This is a genomic window from Pseudomonas sp. A34-9 (assembly GCF_029543085.1).
Taxonomy (GTDB): domain Bacteria; phylum Pseudomonadota; class Gammaproteobacteria; order Pseudomonadales; family Pseudomonadaceae; genus Aquipseudomonas.
In genome coordinates this window covers 6,504,335-6,522,119 of sequence record NZ_CP119967.1, presented here as the reverse complement: position 1 = coordinate 6,522,119, position 17,785 = coordinate 6,504,335, and the positions used below count along the sequence as shown (strand labels likewise).

15 protein-coding genes are annotated in these 17,785 nt (G+C 60.0%); 7 read left to right on the top strand and 8 right to left on the bottom strand.

All coding sequences use genetic code 11. The features are described 5' to 3' along the window. The first annotated feature begins 24 nt into the window (after positions 1–24). From P3G59_RS29340 to P3G59_RS29310, 7 genes are all read left to right on the top strand, one after another. Complete coding sequence (locus P3G59_RS29340) at positions 25–450, top strand: F0F1 ATP synthase subunit epsilon (protein ID WP_007911962.1); 426 nt, start codon at positions 25–27, stop codon at positions 448–450. 118 nt (positions 451–568) lie between these two features. After that, positions 569–1,936 (top strand): bifunctional UDP-N-acetylglucosamine diphosphorylase/glucosamine-1-phosphate N-acetyltransferase GlmU, encoded by a 1,368-nt coding sequence (gene glmU / locus P3G59_RS29335; protein ID WP_277759945.1) that lies wholly within the window; start codon positions 569–571, stop codon positions 1,934–1,936. A gap of 158 nt (positions 1,937–2,094) precedes the next feature. Next, positions 2,095–2,871 (top strand): DeoR family transcriptional regulator, encoded by a 777-nt coding sequence (locus tag P3G59_RS29330; RefSeq protein ID WP_141126027.1) that lies wholly within the window; start codon positions 2,095–2,097, stop codon positions 2,869–2,871. Positions 2,872–2,873: 2 nt separating this feature from the next. After that, on the top strand, positions 2,874–4,706 hold the full coding sequence (glmS, locus tag P3G59_RS29325) for a glutamine--fructose-6-phosphate transaminase (isomerizing) (RefSeq protein ID WP_277759944.1): 1,833 nt from the start codon (positions 2,874–2,876) through the stop codon (positions 4,704–4,706). Between the two features lie 121 nt (positions 4,707–4,827). Then, entirely contained in the window at positions 4,828–5,754 is a 927-nt protein-coding gene (locus P3G59_RS29320; protein ID WP_277759943.1) for a LysR family transcriptional regulator, read from the top strand. A 105-nt stretch (positions 5,755–5,859) separates the two neighbouring features. Continuing rightward, the gene (locus P3G59_RS29315; RefSeq protein WP_277759942.1) at positions 5,860–6,486 is read left to right on the top strand and encodes a glutathione S-transferase; all 627 of its coding nucleotides are present in this window, start codon (positions 5,860–5,862) and stop codon (positions 6,484–6,486) included. Positions 6,487–6,532: 46 nt separating this feature from the next. Beyond that, positions 6,533–8,563, top strand: a complete 2,031-nt coding sequence (locus P3G59_RS29310) for a pyridoxamine 5'-phosphate oxidase family protein (protein ID WP_277759940.1) — start codon at positions 6,533–6,535, stop codon at positions 8,561–8,563. A gap of 133 nt (positions 8,564–8,696) precedes the next feature. Here the strand turns inward: P3G59_RS29310 and P3G59_RS29305 are convergent, their stop codons facing one another. From P3G59_RS29305 to P3G59_RS29270, 8 genes are read right to left on the bottom strand one after another with little or no spacing between them, the layout of a single operon-like run. Further along, the gene (locus P3G59_RS29305; protein ID WP_277759939.1) at positions 8,697–9,827 is read right to left on the bottom strand and encodes a glycosyltransferase family 4 protein; all 1,131 of its coding nucleotides are present in this window, start codon (positions 9,825–9,827) and stop codon (positions 8,697–8,699) included. Then, positions 9,828–10,958 (bottom strand): glycosyltransferase family 1 protein, encoded by a 1,131-nt coding sequence (locus P3G59_RS29300; protein ID WP_277759938.1) that lies wholly within the window; start codon positions 10,956–10,958, stop codon positions 9,828–9,830. Then, positions 10,942–12,309, bottom strand: a complete 1,368-nt coding sequence (locus P3G59_RS29295; protein WP_277759937.1) for a glycosyltransferase family 1 protein — start codon at positions 12,307–12,309, stop codon at positions 10,942–10,944. Before P3G59_RS29295 ends, P3G59_RS29300 begins: the two co-directional genes overlap by 17 nt. Next, the gene (locus tag P3G59_RS29290; protein ID WP_277759936.1) at positions 12,306–13,559 is read right to left on the bottom strand and encodes an ABC transporter ATP-binding protein; all 1,254 of its coding nucleotides are present in this window, start codon (positions 13,557–13,559) and stop codon (positions 12,306–12,308) included. Before P3G59_RS29290 ends, P3G59_RS29295 begins: the two co-directional genes overlap by 4 nt. Continuing rightward, on the bottom strand, positions 13,559–14,356 hold the full coding sequence (locus tag P3G59_RS29285) for an ABC transporter permease (protein WP_277759935.1): 798 nt from the start codon (positions 14,354–14,356) through the stop codon (positions 13,559–13,561). The genes P3G59_RS29290 and P3G59_RS29285 overlap by 1 nt, the downstream gene beginning before the upstream one ends. Then, positions 14,357–15,799 (bottom strand): mannose-1-phosphate guanylyltransferase/mannose-6-phosphate isomerase, encoded by a 1,443-nt coding sequence (locus P3G59_RS29280; protein WP_277759934.1) that lies wholly within the window; start codon positions 15,797–15,799, stop codon positions 14,357–14,359. A 3-nt stretch (positions 15,800–15,802) separates the two neighbouring features. Further along, positions 15,803–16,774, bottom strand: a complete 972-nt coding sequence (gene gmd, locus P3G59_RS29275; protein ID WP_277759933.1) for a GDP-mannose 4,6-dehydratase — start codon at positions 16,772–16,774, stop codon at positions 15,803–15,805. Further along, complete coding sequence (locus tag P3G59_RS29270) at positions 16,771–17,685, bottom strand: GDP-mannose 4,6-dehydratase (RefSeq protein ID WP_277759932.1); 915 nt, start codon at positions 17,683–17,685, stop codon at positions 16,771–16,773. Before P3G59_RS29270 ends, gmd begins: the two co-directional genes overlap by 4 nt. Positions 17,686–17,785: the final 100 nt, after the last annotated feature.

The following is a 17,785-nucleotide window of genomic DNA, read 5'->3' as shown; positions in this document are numbered from 1 at the left end:
GCTAATTTAGGTTGAGGCAATCAGATGGCTATGACAGTCCATTGCGATATCGTCAGCGCGGAAGGGGAAATCTTTTCCGGCCTGGTCGAGATGGTGATTGCGCACGGTGCACTGGGTGATCTTGGTATCGCTCTGGGTCACGCGCCGCTGATCACTAATCTGAAGCCAGGTCCGATCCGCCTGATCAAGCAAGGCGGGGAACCCGAGGTGTTCTACATCTCCGGTGGTTTCCTCGAGGTTCAGCCGAACATGGTCAAAGTGCTTGCCGATACCGTGCAACGTGCCGCCGACCTGGATGAAGCTCAGGCTCAAGCAGCTCTCAAGGCTGCCGAGCATGCTCTGCATGAAAAAGGCGCTGATTTCGACTACAGCGCTGCGTCAGCACGTCTGGCCGAGGCTGCAGCTCAGCTGCGCACCGTCCAGCAGATCCGCAAGAAGTTTGGCGGTTAATCCGTCAGCCACTTGTTGTGCGATTGATAAAAAAGGGTAGCCTCGGCTACCCTTTTTTCTTTTCCGAATTCCCAAAAACCGGTCGCAGTTGCTGACCACCCAGGATTGGTAGCCAGTCATGTCTCTTGAAATCGTTATCCTCGCGGCCGGTCAAGGCACCCGTATGCGTTCAGCCCTGCCGAAGGTGCTGCATCCGATTGCCGGCAACTCCATGCTGGGTCATGTTATCCACAGCGCCCGGCAACTTGACCCACAACGCATTCATGTCGTGATCGGCCATGGCGCCGATGTGGTGCGTGAACGTCTGGCCGCTGACGATCTGAATTTCGTCCTGCAGGACAAGCAACTCGGCACCGGCCACGCCACTGCTCAAGCAGTACCGTTCATTACTGCCGACACTGTGCTGATCCTTTACGGTGACGTGCCGCTGATTGAAGTCGAAACCCTGCAACGTCTGCTCAAGCATGTCGTGCCTGGGCAAATGGGCTTGCTCACCGTCGAGCTGGATGACCCGACCGGTTATGGCCGCATCGTGCGCGATGCCGACGGTAAGGTGGCCGCGATCGTTGAGCACAAAGATGCCAGCGAAGCGCAGCGCTCGATCACTGAAGGCAACACCGGCATTCTCGCGGTGCCGGCCAATCGTCTGGCCGACTGGATGAGCCGGCTGTCGAACAACAATGCCCAGGGCGAGTATTACCTGACCGACGTGATCGAAATGGCGGTCAGCGATGGTCTGGTGGTGGCCACCGAACAACCGCACGACCCGATGGAAGTGCAGGGCGCCAATGATCGTAAGCAGTTGTCCGAGCTGGAGCGTCATTACCAGCTGCGTGCGGGTCGCCGCTTGATGGCGCAAGGCGTGACCCTGCGTGATCCGGCGCGTTTCGACGTGCGAGGCGAAGTCACCGTGGGCCGCGACGTGCTGATCGACATCAACGTGATCCTTGAAGGCGCCGTTGTCATCGAAGACGACGTGGTCATCGGCCCGAACTGCGTGATCAAGGACAGCACTCTGCGCAAAGGCGTGGTAATCAAGGCCAACAGTCATATCGAAGGCGCCGTGATGGGCGAGGGCAGCGATGCCGGCCCATTTGCGCGTCTGCGTCCAGGCACCGTGCTCGAAGCGCGCGCGCATGTGGGTAACTTTGTCGAGTTGAAAAATGCCCACATGGGTGAAGGCGCCAAGGCCGGTCACCTGACCTATCTGGGCGATGCCGAAGTCGGTGCGCGCACCAATATCGGCGCCGGCACTATTACCTGTAACTACGACGGCGCCAACAAGTGGAAAACCGTGTTGGGTGCCGATGTGTTCATCGGTTCCAATAACTCCTTGGTCGCGCCTGTGGATATCTCTAATGGTGCGACGACGGCAGCCGGTTCGACCATTACGCAGAATGTGGATAACGCACAGTTAGCCGTAGGCCGCGCACGGCAGAGAAACATCGATGGCTGGAAGCGGCCGGAGAAGATCAAGAAGAACTGAGTTATCCACAGCGACTTCAAGATCAAAAGATCGCAGCCTTCGGCAGCTCCTAAGGGAATTGTCGGTGGTTGCGATTTTTTATGGGCGATGGGTTGACGATTTGTTGGCGATAGGTTTTGATTGCTTCCGTTATCTTTCGAATCGAAACTTAAGTCGCCATGTCGAAACGCAATACGCCCCAGCGCCGTCACAACATCCTCGCCTTGCTCAATGAGCGGGGCGAAGTCAGTGTGGATGAACTGGCCAAGCGCTTCGAAACCTCCGAAGTTACGATCCGCAAGGACCTTGCTGCGCTTGAGAGTCATGGTCTGCTGCTGCGCCGCTACGGCGGGGCGATCACCATGCCCCAGGAGTTGGTCGCGGAAACCGCGCAGAGCGTTTCCAAATACAAACAGGCCATCGCCCGCGCAGCGGTGAAACGCATCCGCGAGCACGCGCGCATCATTATCGACAGCGGCAGCACCACCGCTGCGATGATCCCCGAACTTGGCCAGCAGCCGGGTCTGGTGGTGATGACCAATTCCCTGCACGTCGCCAACGCCTTGAGCGAACTTGAGCACGAACCGGTGCTGTTGATGACCGGCGGCACCTGGGACCCGCATTCGGAATCCTTTCAGGGCCAGGTGGCCGAGCAGGTACTACGCTCTTACGACTTCGACCAGTTGTTCATTGGCGCCGACGGTATCGATCTGGTGCGTGGCACAACGACCTTCAATGAACTGCTCGGTTTGAGCCGGGTCATGGCGGAAGTGGCGCGGGAAGTCATCGTCATGGTTGAAGCCGACAAGATTGGCCGCAAGATTCCCAACCTGGAACTGCCGTGGAGCAGCGTCCATACCCTAATTACCGATGATCGCCTGCCTAGCGAGGCACGCGATCAGATTCAGGCCCGCGGTATCACCGTGATTTGCGCGGCTGTCAGTCAGGAGAAATAAGCATGTGTGGAATTGTCGGCGCAGTTGCTGAACGTAATATCACCGCCATCCTGCTCGAAGGCCTCAAGCGCCTTGAATACCGCGGCTATGACAGCGCCGGTGTCGCGGTCTTCACCAACGACGAGACCCTTGAGCGCATGCGTCGTCCGGGTAAAGTCAGCGAACTTGAAGCTGCGTTGGCCGAGCATCCACTGGTGGGTCGCCTCGGTATTGCCCATACCCGTTGGGCGACTCACGGTGCGCCGTGCGAGCGCAACGCCCATCCGCATTTTTCCGGCGACATTGCCGTGGTGCACAACGGCATCATCGAAAACCACGAAGCCCTGCGTGAACAACTGAAAGCGCTGGGTTACGTGTTCACGTCGGACACCGATACCGAAGTCATCGCCCATCTGCTCAGCCACAAGCTCAAGGATCAGCCAGACCTGAGCGTTGCGCTTAAAGCGACGGTCAAGGAACTGCACGGTGCTTACGGCCTGGCCGTGATCAATGCGAAACAACCGGATCGTCTGGTTGCCGCGCGCAGTGGCAGCCCACTGGTGATTGGTTTGGGTCTGGGCGAGAACTTCCTCGCGTCTGACCAGTTGGCCCTGCGTCAGGTCACCGACCGTTTCATGTACCTGGAAGAGGGCGATATCGCCGAAATTCGCCGCGATAACGTGCAGATCTGGGATATCAACGGCAATGCCGTCGAGCGCCAGACCGTGCAATACACCGACGGTGCCGAAGCCGCCGACAAAGGTGAATTTCGCCACTACATGCTCAAGGAAATCCACGAGCAGCCTGCGGTTGTTCAACGCACCCTCGAAGGTCGCCTGAGCAACGATCAGGTTTTGGTGCAAGCGTTCGGCCCCCAAGCCGCCGAACTGTTCGCCAAAGTACGCAACGTGCAGATCGTCGCCTGCGGCACCAGTTATCACGCCGGTATGGTCGCGCGTTACTGGCTCGAAGAACTGGCCGGGATCCCGTGTCAGGTCGAGGTCGCCAGCGAATTCCGCTACCGCAAGGTGGTGGTACAACCGGACACCCTGTTCGTCACCATCTCACAATCGGGTGAAACCGCTGACACTCTGGCTGCTCTGCGCAATGCCAAGGAGCTGGGTTTCCTTGCCAGTCTGGCGATCTGCAACGTCGGTATCAGCTCGCTGGTGCGCGAATCCGATCTCACTCTGCTGACCCAGGCTGGCCGCGAAATCGGCGTGGCCTCCACCAAAGCCTTCACCACGCAACTGGTCGGTCTGTTGCTGCTGACTCTGTCGCTGGGTCAGGTACGCGGCACCTTGGCCGACGGCGTTGAAGCACGCCTGGTCGAGGAGCTGCGTCGCCTGCCAACCCGTCTCGGCGAAGCTCTGGCCATGGACAGCACGGTGGAAAAAATCGCCGAGCTGTTCGCCGAGAAGAACCATACCTTGTTCCTCGGCCGTGGCGCGCAATTCCCGGTGGCGATGGAAGGTGCCTTGAAGCTCAAGGAAATCTCCTACATCCACGCCGAAGCCTACCCGGCCGGCGAACTGAAACATGGCCCGCTGGCGCTGGTGGATAACGACATGCCGGTGGTTACCGTGGCACCGAACAACGAACTGCTGGAAAAGCTCAAATCCAACCTGCAGGAAGTCCGCGCCCGTGGCGGCGAACTGATCGTGTTCGCCGACGAGAAAGCCGGGATGACCAACGGCGAAGGCACCCACGTCGTGCAGATGCCGCACATCCACGACATCCTCTCGCCGATCCTCTACACGATTCCGCTGCAGTTGCTGTCGTACTACGTTGCTGTGCTCAAGGGCACGGACGTGGATCAGCCGCGTAACCTCGCGAAGTCGGTAACGGTGGAATAAGTTATCCACAGTTTGTATGGCTGAAAAGATCGCAGCCTTTGGCAGCTCCTACACGGGCCTGGTGGTTCACCTGTAGGAGCTGCCGGAGGCTGCGATCTTTTGATTTTGAGGGGATGAGCCCATGGATCGCTTCCAGGAAATGCAGATCTTCACCACCGTCGCTCAGGAGCAAGGCTTCTCCTCGGCCGCGCGACGTCTGGGTCTGTCCGCCGCCAGCGTCACGCGGGCTGTGGCGGCGCTGGAGTTGCGCATCGGCACGCAGTTGCTGATTCGTACTACGCGCAGTGTGCATTTGAGCGAAGCCGGGCAGCGTTACCTGGAAGACTGTCGGCGGATTCTCGCCGAAGTGCAGGAGGCCGAGGATTCGGCGGCGGGCAGTCATGCCGAGCCGCGTGGGCAACTGACGGTCACGGCGCCGGTGTTGTTCGGGGATTTGTTTGTGACGCCGGTGATGGCGAATTATCTCGCGCAGTACCCGGATGTCACGATCAACGCTGTGCTGGTGGATCGGATCGTCAACATGGTCGAGGAGGGCATCGATGTTGCGGTGCGCATCGGTGATCTGCCGGACAGCAGTCAGCATGCGATTCGGGTGGGTGAGGTGCGTCGGGTCATTTGCGGCGCGCCGAAATACTTTGCCGCGCATGGTCGGCCGGTTCATCCCCACGCGTTGGCGGGAGCGCCAGTGGTGGCGACTTCGGCGATTGGTCAGCAACGCAATTGGCCGTTTCTCGAAGCAGGCGAACCGCTCAGTGTGCGTCCTGAGCCGCGTCTGATCGTGACCGCCAATCAGGCGGCGATTACCGCAGCCTGCATGGGGCTGGGCCTGACTCGGGTGCTGTCTTATCAAGTCGCCAGCAAAATCGCGAGCGGTGAGCTGGAAATCGTCCTCGCCGAATTCGAACTGCCGCCGCTGCCGATTCATGTCGTGTATCAGGGCGGGCGCAAGGCGCCGGCGCGGATTCGCAGTTTTGTCGATTTCACGGTAAAGGCTTTGCGTGAGCACCCGGCGCTTAAAAATGCTGCGTTATTGCATGAGCTGAAATAATCGATTGCAGTTGCTGGTGATTCTGTTCTTTTCGCAGCAGGGGGAAGATGTCCTCCATCGGCGCTCTCATCCCCGCAGTGGCGCCTCTGTTCAGCGGAGTCGACCATGCAAGCGATCAAACTCTACAACTTTCCACGTTCCGGCCACGCCCACCGTGTCGAGCTGATGCTGTCCCTGCTGCAATTGCCCACCGAGCTGATCTTCGTCGATCTGGCCAAGGGTGAGCACAAGCAGCCGGCGTATCTGGCGATCAACAGTTTCGGCCAGGTTCCAGCCATTGATGACAATGGCGTCGTGCTCGCCGATTCCAACGCCATTCTGGTTTATCTGGCGCAGAAATACGGCCACGGTCGCTGGCTGCCAACCGATCCTGTCGGTGCCGCACGGGTGCAGCGCTGGTTGTCGGCCGCCGCCGGACCGATTGCTTTCGGGCCCGCTGCCGCGCGACTGGTCACGGTGTTTGGCGCACAACTGAACGCGGACGAGGCAATCACCCGGGCACACAACCTGCTCAAAGTGATGGACGCCGAGTTGGGCAAAAGCGCGTATCTGGCCGGCGACGAACCGACCATTGCCGACGTTTCGGCCTACAGTTACATCGCCCACGCCCCGGAAGGCAACGTGTCGCTGGACGACTACGGCAACGTTCGCGCCTGGCTGGCCCGGGTCGAAGCCTTGCCCGGTTTCGTCGGCATGCCGCGCACCGTTGCCGGTCTGCAAACCACCGCCTGATTTTTTGCAATCCACACTGTGCCGACGGTGCAGGGGAGAGGTCGTGATGGAACGTTCACCGTGGCACGCTGGCGAACAGCAATTGCAGGCTCATGTCGGCGTTGCCGAACGCATGGAAGCCTTTGGGCGCAAGGTGATTCGCACCTGGATGCCGGATCAGCACCGTGAGTTCTATCAGCAATTGCCTTTCATGCTGTACGGCGCAGTCGATGCTGATGGGCGTCCATGGGCCAGTGTGCTCGAAGGCGCGCCGGGGTTTGCCCATTCGCCCGATCCCGAGCATTTGCATTTCGCCAGCCAACCTGCTGCCGATGATCCCGCGCAACTGCGTAACGGCGAGCCGATCGGTTTGCTCGGTATCGAGTTGCACACCCGTCGGCGCAATCGCCTTAACGGTCATGTTGGCAATCTGACGGCCAACGGGTTCGACGTGAGCGTGGATCAGGCTTTCGGCAACTGTCCGCAGTACATTCAGTTGCGCCAGTTTCAACGTATGCCGCTGACGGCTCCGCATACTCGTCCGGCTCAGCACCTGAACGGCCTCGATGAAGCAACCAGTGCGCTGATCGCTGGCGCCGACACGTTTTTCGTCGCCAGTTACGTGGATGTCGAGGGCCAGCGTGCGGTGGATGTTTCTCACCGTGGCGGCCAGGCCGGTTTCGTACGGGTGGAAGGCAATCGTCTGACCATCCCCGATTTCGCCGGCAATCTGCATTTCAACACTTTGGGCAATCTGCTGCTCAATCCCAAGGCCGGCTTGCTGTTCATCGACTTTTCCACAGGTGATCTGCTGCAACTCAGCGGGCGTACCGAGATTCTTCTCGATGACCCGCAGATCGAAGCCTTTCAAGGTGCGGAACGGCTGTGGACATTTGAGGTGGAAAAACTGGTGCGGCGTCCGGCAGCCCTGGCGTTGCGCTGGCGCTTCGACGGCATGTCGCCGACCAGTCTGTTGACCGGTAACTGGGCCGAGGCCGATGCGCGTTTGCAGGCGCAGGCGCTGGGCAATCAATGGCGGCCGCTGCGGGTGGCGAAAATTGAAGCGGAGAGCCGCCACATTCGCTCGATCTATCTGGAGCCGAACGATGGCGCCGGTTTGCCGGTGTTTCTCGCGGGCCAGCATTTGCCCCTGCGTTTCACGATTGATGGCGAGGTGCATATCCGCACCTACAGCCTTTCGAGTGCGCCATCGGATGGTTTCTACCGCATCAGCGTGAAGCGCGAAGGACTGATTTCGTCGCATCTGCATGAGCAGATTCGCGTCGGCGACGTACTTGAAGCGCGGGCGCCGCAAGGGCATTTCACTGTCGCGCCACTGGAACACAGGCCGTTGGTGTTATTGGCGGCCGGGGTAGGAATCACGCCGTTGCTGTCGATGCTGCGCGAGGTGGTCTACCAAGGCCTGCGGACGCGGGGAATTCGTCCGACGTTGTTGCTGCAGAGTTCGCGCAGTCTGGCGGATCAGCCATTTCGCCAGGAGCTTGATCGGTTGCTCGAAACGGCAGGCGACTCTGTGCGAGTTCTGCGCTTGCTCAGCCAGCCGGAAGCCGAACTGCACGAAGGTGAGGATTTCGATCTGCCGGGGCGTATCGACGCGCAAGTGCTAAGAAACGTGCTGGATGCCGAGGATGTCGACCAGCTCGACTTTGTCCTCTGCGGCCCCGGTGGATTTACCCAAGGTTTGTACGACACCCTGCGCGAACTGGATGTGCGCGACGCGCAGATTCATGCGGAAACCTTTGGCCCGTCGACGCTGAAACGTCAGGCCGATCCGGACGCGATCGTGATCGAACAACCGCCCGCAGCGACCACATCGGTGCCGGTAGTGTTCGAGCGCTCGGCGAAAGAGGCGCGCTGGCAGCCCGATGGCGGCAGTTTGCTGGAGCTGGCGGAAAGCCGCGGATTGCGCCCCGAGTTCAGTTGCCGCGGTGGTTCGTGCGGTACCTGCAAGACCCGGCTGGTCAGTGGTGCGGTGAATTATCCACAGGTGCCGGCGGATATTCCCGAAGCGGGGCATGTGCTGATCTGCTGCGCGGTTCCGGCCCAGAGCAGCCAACCGCTGGTACTGGATCTGTAACCCGATCACCTGTAGGAGCTGCCGAAGGCTCGGGCCGCGTTCGGACGATCTTTAGATCTTGGTTGTTTAAAATCAAAGTCAAAAGATCGCAGCCTTTGGCAGCTCCTACGAGGGGATGTGTTTCTGCCTGAGGTCAGGCGTAAGACAGGTCTTTTTCTTCCAGCAACTCCTGATACAGCTCCGTCCACTTGCGACCCATGTCATCGGCTGTGAATAACTGCCGGTAACGCGCTTCGGCTTTCACCCCCATGGCAGCAGCACGCACCGGGTCTTCCCACAACGTGCGCATCGCCTCGCGAAATGCCTGTGGATGACTGGGCGGGACCACCAGGCCGGTTTCGTTGTGGATATTGATGTAGCTGGTGCCGGTGCCGATTTCGCTGGAGATCATCGGCTTGCCGTACATCGCACCTTCCAGCAAAGAAATGCCGAAAGCTTCCGAGCGCAGGTGTGATGGGAAAACAATCGCGTAACTCAGTTGCAGCAGCGCGACTTTGTCTTCGTCACCCAGGCGTCCGAGGAAATGAATGTTGTGCAGGCCCAACGCCTGCGCCTGAGCGTGCAGCTCCAGTTCCAATGGCCCGGCGCCGACAATGACTACGGGATAGTCCACGTCTTTCAGCGCCTCGAGCAAAATGTGCAGGCCTTTGTAGTAACGCATCACGCCGACAAACAGGAAAAACTTATCCCCAAGCTGCTGGCGCCAGCGATTCATCCGTTCGGAGTCAGGCTGTGGATAACCGGCCTTGTTCAAGCCGTAGGGAATCACTCGGGTCTTGTTCTGGAACTGCTGCAACACATCGCTGGTGTGCAGGTAGTTGGGCGATGCCGCGACAATGCGGTCAGCGCTGGCGAGAAAGCGGTTCATCAGGGGACGGTAGAGTTTGAGCAGGTGCTTCTGGCGAATGATGTCCGAGTGGTAAGTCACCACGCTCGGTTTATTCGTCGCACTGGCGAAGTGCACCAGGTCCATGAATGGCCACGGGAAGTGGTAATTGACCACGTCCGCTTCCGCCGCCAACTCGCGAAACTGTTTGAACACGCTCCAGGAAAAACCGGTGGAGGCGAACTGAATGTCGAGTTTGGCCCGGTGCACTTCGTGCTGACCCAACTTCACCACCGGCGGTGTCGGGTCAGTGCTAAGCGTCAGTACCTGGCCATCGATGCCATGCTGGGCGCCGCTTTCGCACAGCTGGAAGATCACTTGCTCAATGCCGCCGACCGAGTCAGGCAGGTACGTCTTGAAAAAATGAAGAACTCGCATTCAACCTCCCATGGCCTGGCGGTAGGCACCGGCCGTGGCCTGTGCACAACGCTCCCAGGAAAAAAGCCGTGACTGCTGCAACCCGGCTTCTTGGCATGCCTGCCAATGCGCTTGATCGTCGATCAGTCGGCTCAGCGCATCACGCAGGCCTTCTGCATCGTCAGCTTCAATATAGTTGCCCGCTGCGCCCGCGACTTCGGGCATCGCCGAAGAACGCGTGAGCACCACCGGTGTGCCGCTGGCCATGGCTTCCAGTACCGGCAGGCCAAAGCCTTCATACAGCGACGGAAAAATCAGCGCCCGCGCGCCGGCCAGCAATTGCGCGACCTGTTCATCGGGCAAATACCCGAGCAGGCACACATGCCCGCTGGCCAGCGCCTGACGCAGGGGTTCGCTGAACTGTTCGCGCTCCCAGCCGGCCATGCCGACGATCAGCAGCGGAAAGCGTTGACGCACGGTTTCCGGCAACAGGGCGTGGGCGCGCAGGGCCAGCCCGAGGTTCTTGCGCGGCTCCAGCGTGCCCACGCAGAGAAAATATTCCCGCGCCGCCACCGCATGCGCCTTGAGTACCGCGTCGATGGCGCTCGCTTCGCGCGGATGAAAGCGCTCGGCGATGCCCAGTGGCGCGACGACAAAACGCTCGGCCGGCAGGCTGAAATACGCTTGAGCCTCTTCGGCAATGGCTTGCGAGTCGGTGAGAATCACTTGGGCTTGCTGCACACCCACGGCCAATCGACGTTCGATCTCCTTGAGCCGCGCCGGAGGCTGAGTCTCGGGGAAATGCAGGTGCGTCAGGTCATGAAGGGTGATCACGGTCGGGCCGTCGAACGCCAGCGGCCAGAGGCTCGGTTCGTGATAGAGGTCGATACCTTGCACGCGGCCCTGATCGAAGCGTTTCTGCTCCAGCCAGCGGCGTGCCTGATAAGCCCCGGGAATCTGCCGCAGCAGTGGCGTCAGGCGCGAATAACCGGGCATGGCCGCTTCCGGCAGCGCCGAACTCCAGCCCCAGCCGTGGAACAGCGTCACGTCAATGTCGGGCTCGTTGCGCAAGGCGTTGACCAGTTCGGCAACGTAATGGCCGATGCCGGTGCGCGGTGCCTGGAGAATGCGAGCGTTAAGCGCTATGCGCATGTTGCCTCGCTGGCGCCGCCGACGCTTTCAGAACATGACGCACACTGCGTTCGGCCAGTTGCAGACTGGCTTCACACCAGCCGATCCACTGCCAATCGGCAACATCGCGGGCGGCAGGGAACTGGCCGCTGCACTGGAAGCCGTTGATCAAGTCGGCAAGGCTTTGCGGATCCTGCAAATCGAAATACGCCATGAACTCGCCACCGATTTCGCGAAACACCGCAATGTCGCTGCCCATTGCCGGCAAGCCACGTTGCATGGCTTCCACCAAGGGCAAACCAAAGCCTTCGACGAACGACGGAAACACCAGCGCACTGGCGTGGGCGTAGGCGTGTTCAAGGCTGGTGTCACTGAGGTCGTTAAACATGAACAGACGTTGATTCAGCTCTGGATGATTGCGCACCCGGGCGAGGAGGGCATCGCATTTCCAGCCGACCCGCCCGGCGATGCACAGCCGTGCCGTCGAACCTGTGGCCCAGGCGCGTTCAAAGGCATCGAGCAGATACCCATGGTTTTTGCGTGGCTCGATGGTGCTGACCATCAGGTAGACCGGGTCTGTTGTGGTGAACAATTGCTTCAGGCGCAGATCAATCGTTGCCCCGGCGTTGTGCAGATCCAGTTCAGAGCCCAAGTGAAAGAAATCGAACCAGCGCTGGGCGGTTTGTTCGGCACCGAGTCTGCGCTGCAATTCTTCTCGCACCTGATCGCGCACCGTGGCAGAAATCGCCATGTAGCCATCGGCCGTGCGGGTGATCCAGTCGAACCACTCGCTGAACACCTCGACCAGACGTGTGTCGTAAAACTGCGGATGAGTCAGCGGGATCAGGTCGTAGATCACCGCGATCATGCCGACGCCGTCACGTTTGAGCCGTTCGACATGGGCAAAGATATCCGAGTGCCAGGACGAGTCCAGCAGCACCAGTTGATCGCCCGGCTGATGCTGCAGGGGTGAACAACGTTTGAGCAGTTGCCTGCGGTTGATCCGTCGGATCAGGCGGATTGGCAGGCCGAACGCGCCGAAGATCGTCAGCCGGTAGCCGACATACAAAATCCGTCGCGCCAGTTTCGAGGTGAGTTGCGCATCACGACGCTGATGCCACTGCCAGAAGCGATGAGCGAGGCGCTCCAGGCGTCCCCCGAAGGTTTCCAGCCGGTTGAAAAAAGGCGTTTCGAGCGATGCCAATTGCAGCACGCGATAGAGTTCGCCATTAAGCACCACCACCGGCAGGCACTCGACGCCTTCAGCGCTGGCAGGCAGCTGTTTGATGACATTGCGAACCACGCGCTGAATACCCGAGTTGACCGTCGGATGTTTAAACACATGGGTGCACTCCACCAGCAAGCGCGTCATGGTGTGCGCTCCACACGGCTGGCTTCGACATCACGGCTGATCGTGGTCTGTGCGTTCAGCCATGAGCAACCGACGAAATCTTCGCGACGATTGTTGATGACATGAAACACCAGACCGAGATCGCGCCACTCGTAATTTCGGTCCAGGTGCGAGTCCAGTCGCGACAGGCTCAAGGCCACGGAGTAGTTGCCTTTGCCCAGCCCCATGACAAACGCAAAACGATAGGTGATGCGCTCGCCGGCCCGCAGGTTTTCCAGGGCCTGGTTCTGGCGATGGGTGTTGATGCCATACATGGGCTGGCCGAGGCGATCCTTGATCATGAACCCCAGCACCAGCCGTTCGATGTCCTGACGAACCTCGACGTCCACGGCCAGTACCACGGACTGACCGACCTCGGCGGCTTCGATAGAACGTTCGGATTCGTCCAGCAGACGCACGCGCAGAATGCCCGCCTCACCGGTGCCCGACACGGTTTGTACCTGGCCGTCGCTGAGTATTTCCTGGCGCACGGTCTGACCTTCACGCTCGGCGAGCAAGGCGTTGTAGTAATCCATCACCGCTTCGGGTCTGTCGTGCATGACCATGCGACCGCCATCGAGCAGGATTGCCGAATCGCAGATCGATTGAATCGCCGAGCGATCATGGGACACGATCAGCAAGGTGGTGCCAGCCGTGCGGAAGCTGCGGATGCGCTCGAAGCTTTTATGCTGGAAGTAGGCATCGCCCACCGACAGCGCTTCATCGACGATCAGAATGTCCGGGCGGCGGGCGGTGGCGACACTGAACGCCAGACGCATCTGCATGCCACTGGAGTAGGTGCGCACCGGATGATCAATCGCTTCGCCGATTTCAGCGAAGCGCTCGATCTGCGGCATCAATGCGTTGATTTCTTCGAGTTGCATACCGAGCAGTTGCCCGGCCATCACGGCGTTTTGCCGGCCGGTGAAGTCCGGGTGAAAGCCCATGCCCAGTTCCAGCAACGCGGCGACCCGACCCGACAGTTCAATGGTGCCGCACGTCTGTCGACTGGTGCCGGTAATCATCTTCAGCAGCGTACTCTTGCCTGCGCCATTGACCCCGACGATGCCCACGGCCTCGCCGGCCGGGATCTCGAACGTCAGGTCCTTGAGTACCCAATGCTGGCGGTGCCGCAGCGCGGCAAAAGGAATCAGCCATTCGGCCAGGCGACTCCAGCGGCTGGGATATTGTTTATAGGCTTTGCCCAGCCCGGTTACACGAATATGTCCCATCAGAGCTCATCCACCATTTCACCGACCCGTTGGCGGAACAGGCGCAGACCGATGGCGCAGAACACCGCGCCGATCACCAACGTCGGCAGCAGCGAACTCCAGAGCGGCCACTGGCCGTAGACGAACAGATTCTGGTAGCTGGCGATCAGGTTGGTCAGCGGGTTGAATTGCAGCAGGCTCTGTAGCCACGGCGGCAATATGTTGATGGGGTAAACGATCGGTGTCAGCCAGAACCAGAATTGCAGGCAGATGCCGAAGAGCTGGCCGACATCACGAAAGAATACGTTGAGTACGCCCAGCACCATGCCCAGACCCGCGCAGAGCATCATTTGCAGGGCAACCAGCGGCACCAGCGCCAGCACTACCATGCCCGGCCAGCGTCCGGTGACGAGCAGAAAGCCGAGAAACAAGCCGATGATGATGGCGAAATTGATCCCGGCATTGAGCAGCACTATCACCGGCAGACAGACTCTGGGGAAACTGATTTTTTTCAGCAGGTTGGCGTTGTCCAGAAACATGTTCTGGCTGCGCAAGGTGATTTCCGAAAACAGCCCCCACGCGAGCAGTCCGGCGCACAGGTAAATGCTGTAGGCCATGCTGTCGTCCACACCGGGCAAGCGCGCGCGCATGATGTGGGAAAAGATCACGGTGTAAACGATGATCATCGACAGCGGATTGAAGATCGGCCACAGCGCGCCGAACAGCGAATTGCGGTAACGCGCTTGAAACTCTCGCTGCACGCTGCCGAGGATGAAACTTCGGTATTCATGCAGCGAGCGGTATAGGGAAAGCAGCATTTAAACCGTCCTGCCGTATTGGTCTTCGAAGCGGACGATGTCGTCCTCTCCCAGGTATTCGCCGCTTTGCACTTCGATGATCACCAGATCGATTACCCCGGGGTTTTCCAGGCGATGCTTGTGGCCGGCGGCAATGAAGGTCGATTCGTTCTTGGCCACCAGCGTCGTGCCGCTGCCATTGTTGGTGACCTTGGCCATGCCTTCTACCACCACCCAGTGTTCGTTGCGGTGATGGTGCATTTGCAGGGACAGCTTGCCACCGGGTTTGACCACGATGCGCTTGATCTTGAAGCGTGGTCCTTCTTCGAGAACAGTGTAAGTACCCCACGGGCGGCTGACGGTACGATGCAGCCGATAGGCTTCGTGGGATTTGTCCTTGAGTTGCTTGGCCACGCGGCGTACGTCCTGCGCACGGTCGGCATGGGCCACCAGCACCGCGTCAGCGGTATCGACCACGATCAGGTTATCCACACCCACCGTTGCTACCAGCCGGCCATCGCTCTGGACGAAGTTGTTATGGCTGTCGATAAAGATCGCTTCGCCGCTGGCGCGGTTGTTGTCGGCATCGGCCGGCACCAGCGCCGCGACGGCGCCCCACGAACCGATGTCGCTCCAGTCGAAACCGGCGGGCACGACGACGACTTTTTCCGAGCGCTCCATCAACGCGTAGTCGATGGAGATGTCGGTGATTTCAGCGAACAACGCCGGCGACAATTCCTGCTGCAGGCAACCAACGGTTTCGATTGGCGCGCTGGCGGCCATGCAGACACGGGTCTGCTCCAGCAGCTCAGGTGCGTGCAATTGCAGCTCGGCAATCACGGCTGCGGTGGTGAAGCAGAACATGCCTGAGTTCCACAGGAAGTTGCCGCTCTCCAGATAATGCGTGGCGGTTTGCAGGTCGGGTTTCTCGACGAAGCGCTGCACTTTCGCCGCGCCTTTGGCATCCAGTGGGGCGCCGGTCTCGATGTAGCCGAAGCCGGTTTCCGGGGCCGTCGGGATCACGCCGAAGGTCACCATATAACCGTCCTTGGCCAGATTGACGGCGTGCTCGACCGCGGTTTTCAGCGCGTCCTGATTGACGATCAAATGGTCGGCGGGCATCACCACCATGATCGCCTCGTCACCGTGCAGCGCCTGCAGCGACAATGCCGCTGCCGCAATGGCCGGCGCCGTGTTGCGCCCGCTCGGCTCAAGCAGGAAGTGCCCACGATGGCGCGATACGTGGGCGGCGCAATAGTGATCCTTGCTCTGGAAGTAGTACTCGCGGTTGGTCACCGTGACGATGTCGCCCCAACCGTCGAGCAACGCTGCCGCACGCTGATAGGTCTTGCCCAGCAGCGACTGGCCATCGGGCAAATGCATGAATGGTTTCGGGTGGCCCTCGCGGGACACCGGCCACAAACGGGTGCCGGCACCGCCGGACAGAATCACGGGAATCAGCATGGCCTACTCCTTGGCGACGCGTTTCATGTCCGCATCCATCATCATGCGGATCAAGGTATCCAGGTCGGTTTTCGGCTTCCAGCCCAGTACGCGCTGAGCTTTTGCCGGGTTGCCTAGCAGCACTTCGACTTCGGCCGGACGGAAAAACGCCGGGTCGATCTTCACGTAGTCGCGGTAGTTGAGGCCGACGTGATCGAAGGCGATGCGGCACATTTCCCGTACCGTGGTGGTGACGCCGGTGGCGACCACAAAATCGTCAGGCTTGTCCTGTTGCAGCATCAGCCACATGGCTTCGACGTAGTCACCGGCAAAGCCCCAATCGCGCTTGGCGTCGATATTGCCCAGGGCCAGTTCGTGCTGTTTGCCCTGCTTGATGCGGGCGGCGGCGTCAGTGACCTTGCGGGTGACGAACTCGATGCCACGCAGCGGTGATTCGTGGTTGAAGAGGATGCCGCTGCTGGCGTGCAGATTGAAGCTTTCGCGGTAGTTGACGGTGATCCAGTGGCCGTACAGTTTGGCCACGCCGTACGGGCTGCGCGGGTAGAACGGGGTGTTTTCATCCTGCCGTTCGGCCTGGATCAGACCGAACATTTCGCTGGTCGATGCCTGATAAAAGCGAGTGTGCGGGCTGAACTGGCGGATTGCTTCGAGCAAATGAGTAACGCCCAGGCCGTCGACGATGCCGGTGGTGACCGGTTGATTCCACGACGCGGCGACAAAGCTCTGCGCGGCGAGGTTATAGACCTCGTCCGGCGCCGATTGAATGACCGCACGCTGTACCGAACAGGCATCGGCCATGTCACCGTCCAGATAGACGATGTCGGCTTCTACGCCCATCTCACGCAAGCGCCAGCGCGAATCGCTGCTGCGCCGTGCGACGAAGCCGTAAACCTTGTAGCCCTTGTCGAGCAACAGCTTGGCCAGATACGCGCCGTCCTGGCCGGTGATCCCTGTGATCAGTGCACTTTTTGTCATTCTTGTCGTACTCGCATCTCCCAGTCGGACAGGATCGCCCGCAGGGATTGTTGTGTAGTGATTTCAGGCGTCCATCCTGTGGTCCGGGTCAGCCTGGCGTGGCTGCCGCAAACGCGACGCTGATCGGCGCGGCGCATGCGCGCCGGGTCCTGAACCAGTTGCAGCTCGACTTCGGCCAGATCGCCGAGCTGCTCGATCAGGCTGCGGATGCTTTGCTCACGGCCCGAGCAGATGTTGTAGACCTGTCCTGGTGTGCCTTTTTCCAGCAGCGCGAAATAGGCCGAGATCACATCGCCGACATCGAGGAAATCCCGCGTCACGTCGATATCGCCGACTTCCAGTTGCGGTGCTTGCAGGCCCTGTTTGATGCGATTGATCTGGCGCGCGGCACTGGCAATCGCAAAGCCTGGGTTTTGCCCGCTGCCGATGTGATTGAACGGTCGTGCGACCAGTATTGGCCAACCTTCGCTCAGGCCCCATTGCAGGCTGAGAAATTCCGCCGAGAGCTTGCTCACCGCGTACGGGTTGCGCGGGCAGGGCGGTTGCTGTTCGGTGATCGGCAGGTCGCTTTCGCCGACCTGGCCGTAGACGTCACCGGAACTGACATACAGGAACGTGCCGGCAAAACCGCGTGCCTTGAGGGCTTGCAACAGATTGAGCGTACCGAGCAGATTGATTTCGAGTGTGCGTGCCGGATCGCGGAAGGCTTCGGGAACGAAAGTCTGCCCGGCCAGATGAATGACCGCGTCAGGCAACTGCGGCCACAGATCGGTGAGGCTGTGCGGATTGGTGAGGTCGTAGGATGAAGCGGCAGGCAACAGCTCCCACGACGAATCCGGCAATGCCAGACGCGACTGAATATGGTGTCCCACGAATCCACTGAGACCCGTGACGAACAGACGCTTTTTCAAACAGCGACCCCTTGGTCTTGAACTTGCGCCACTTTCCCACAGGCTTTGAAGGAAGGTCTGTCAGACCGGTAGAAAAACCGGTGAAAACAAAGGCGAAGTC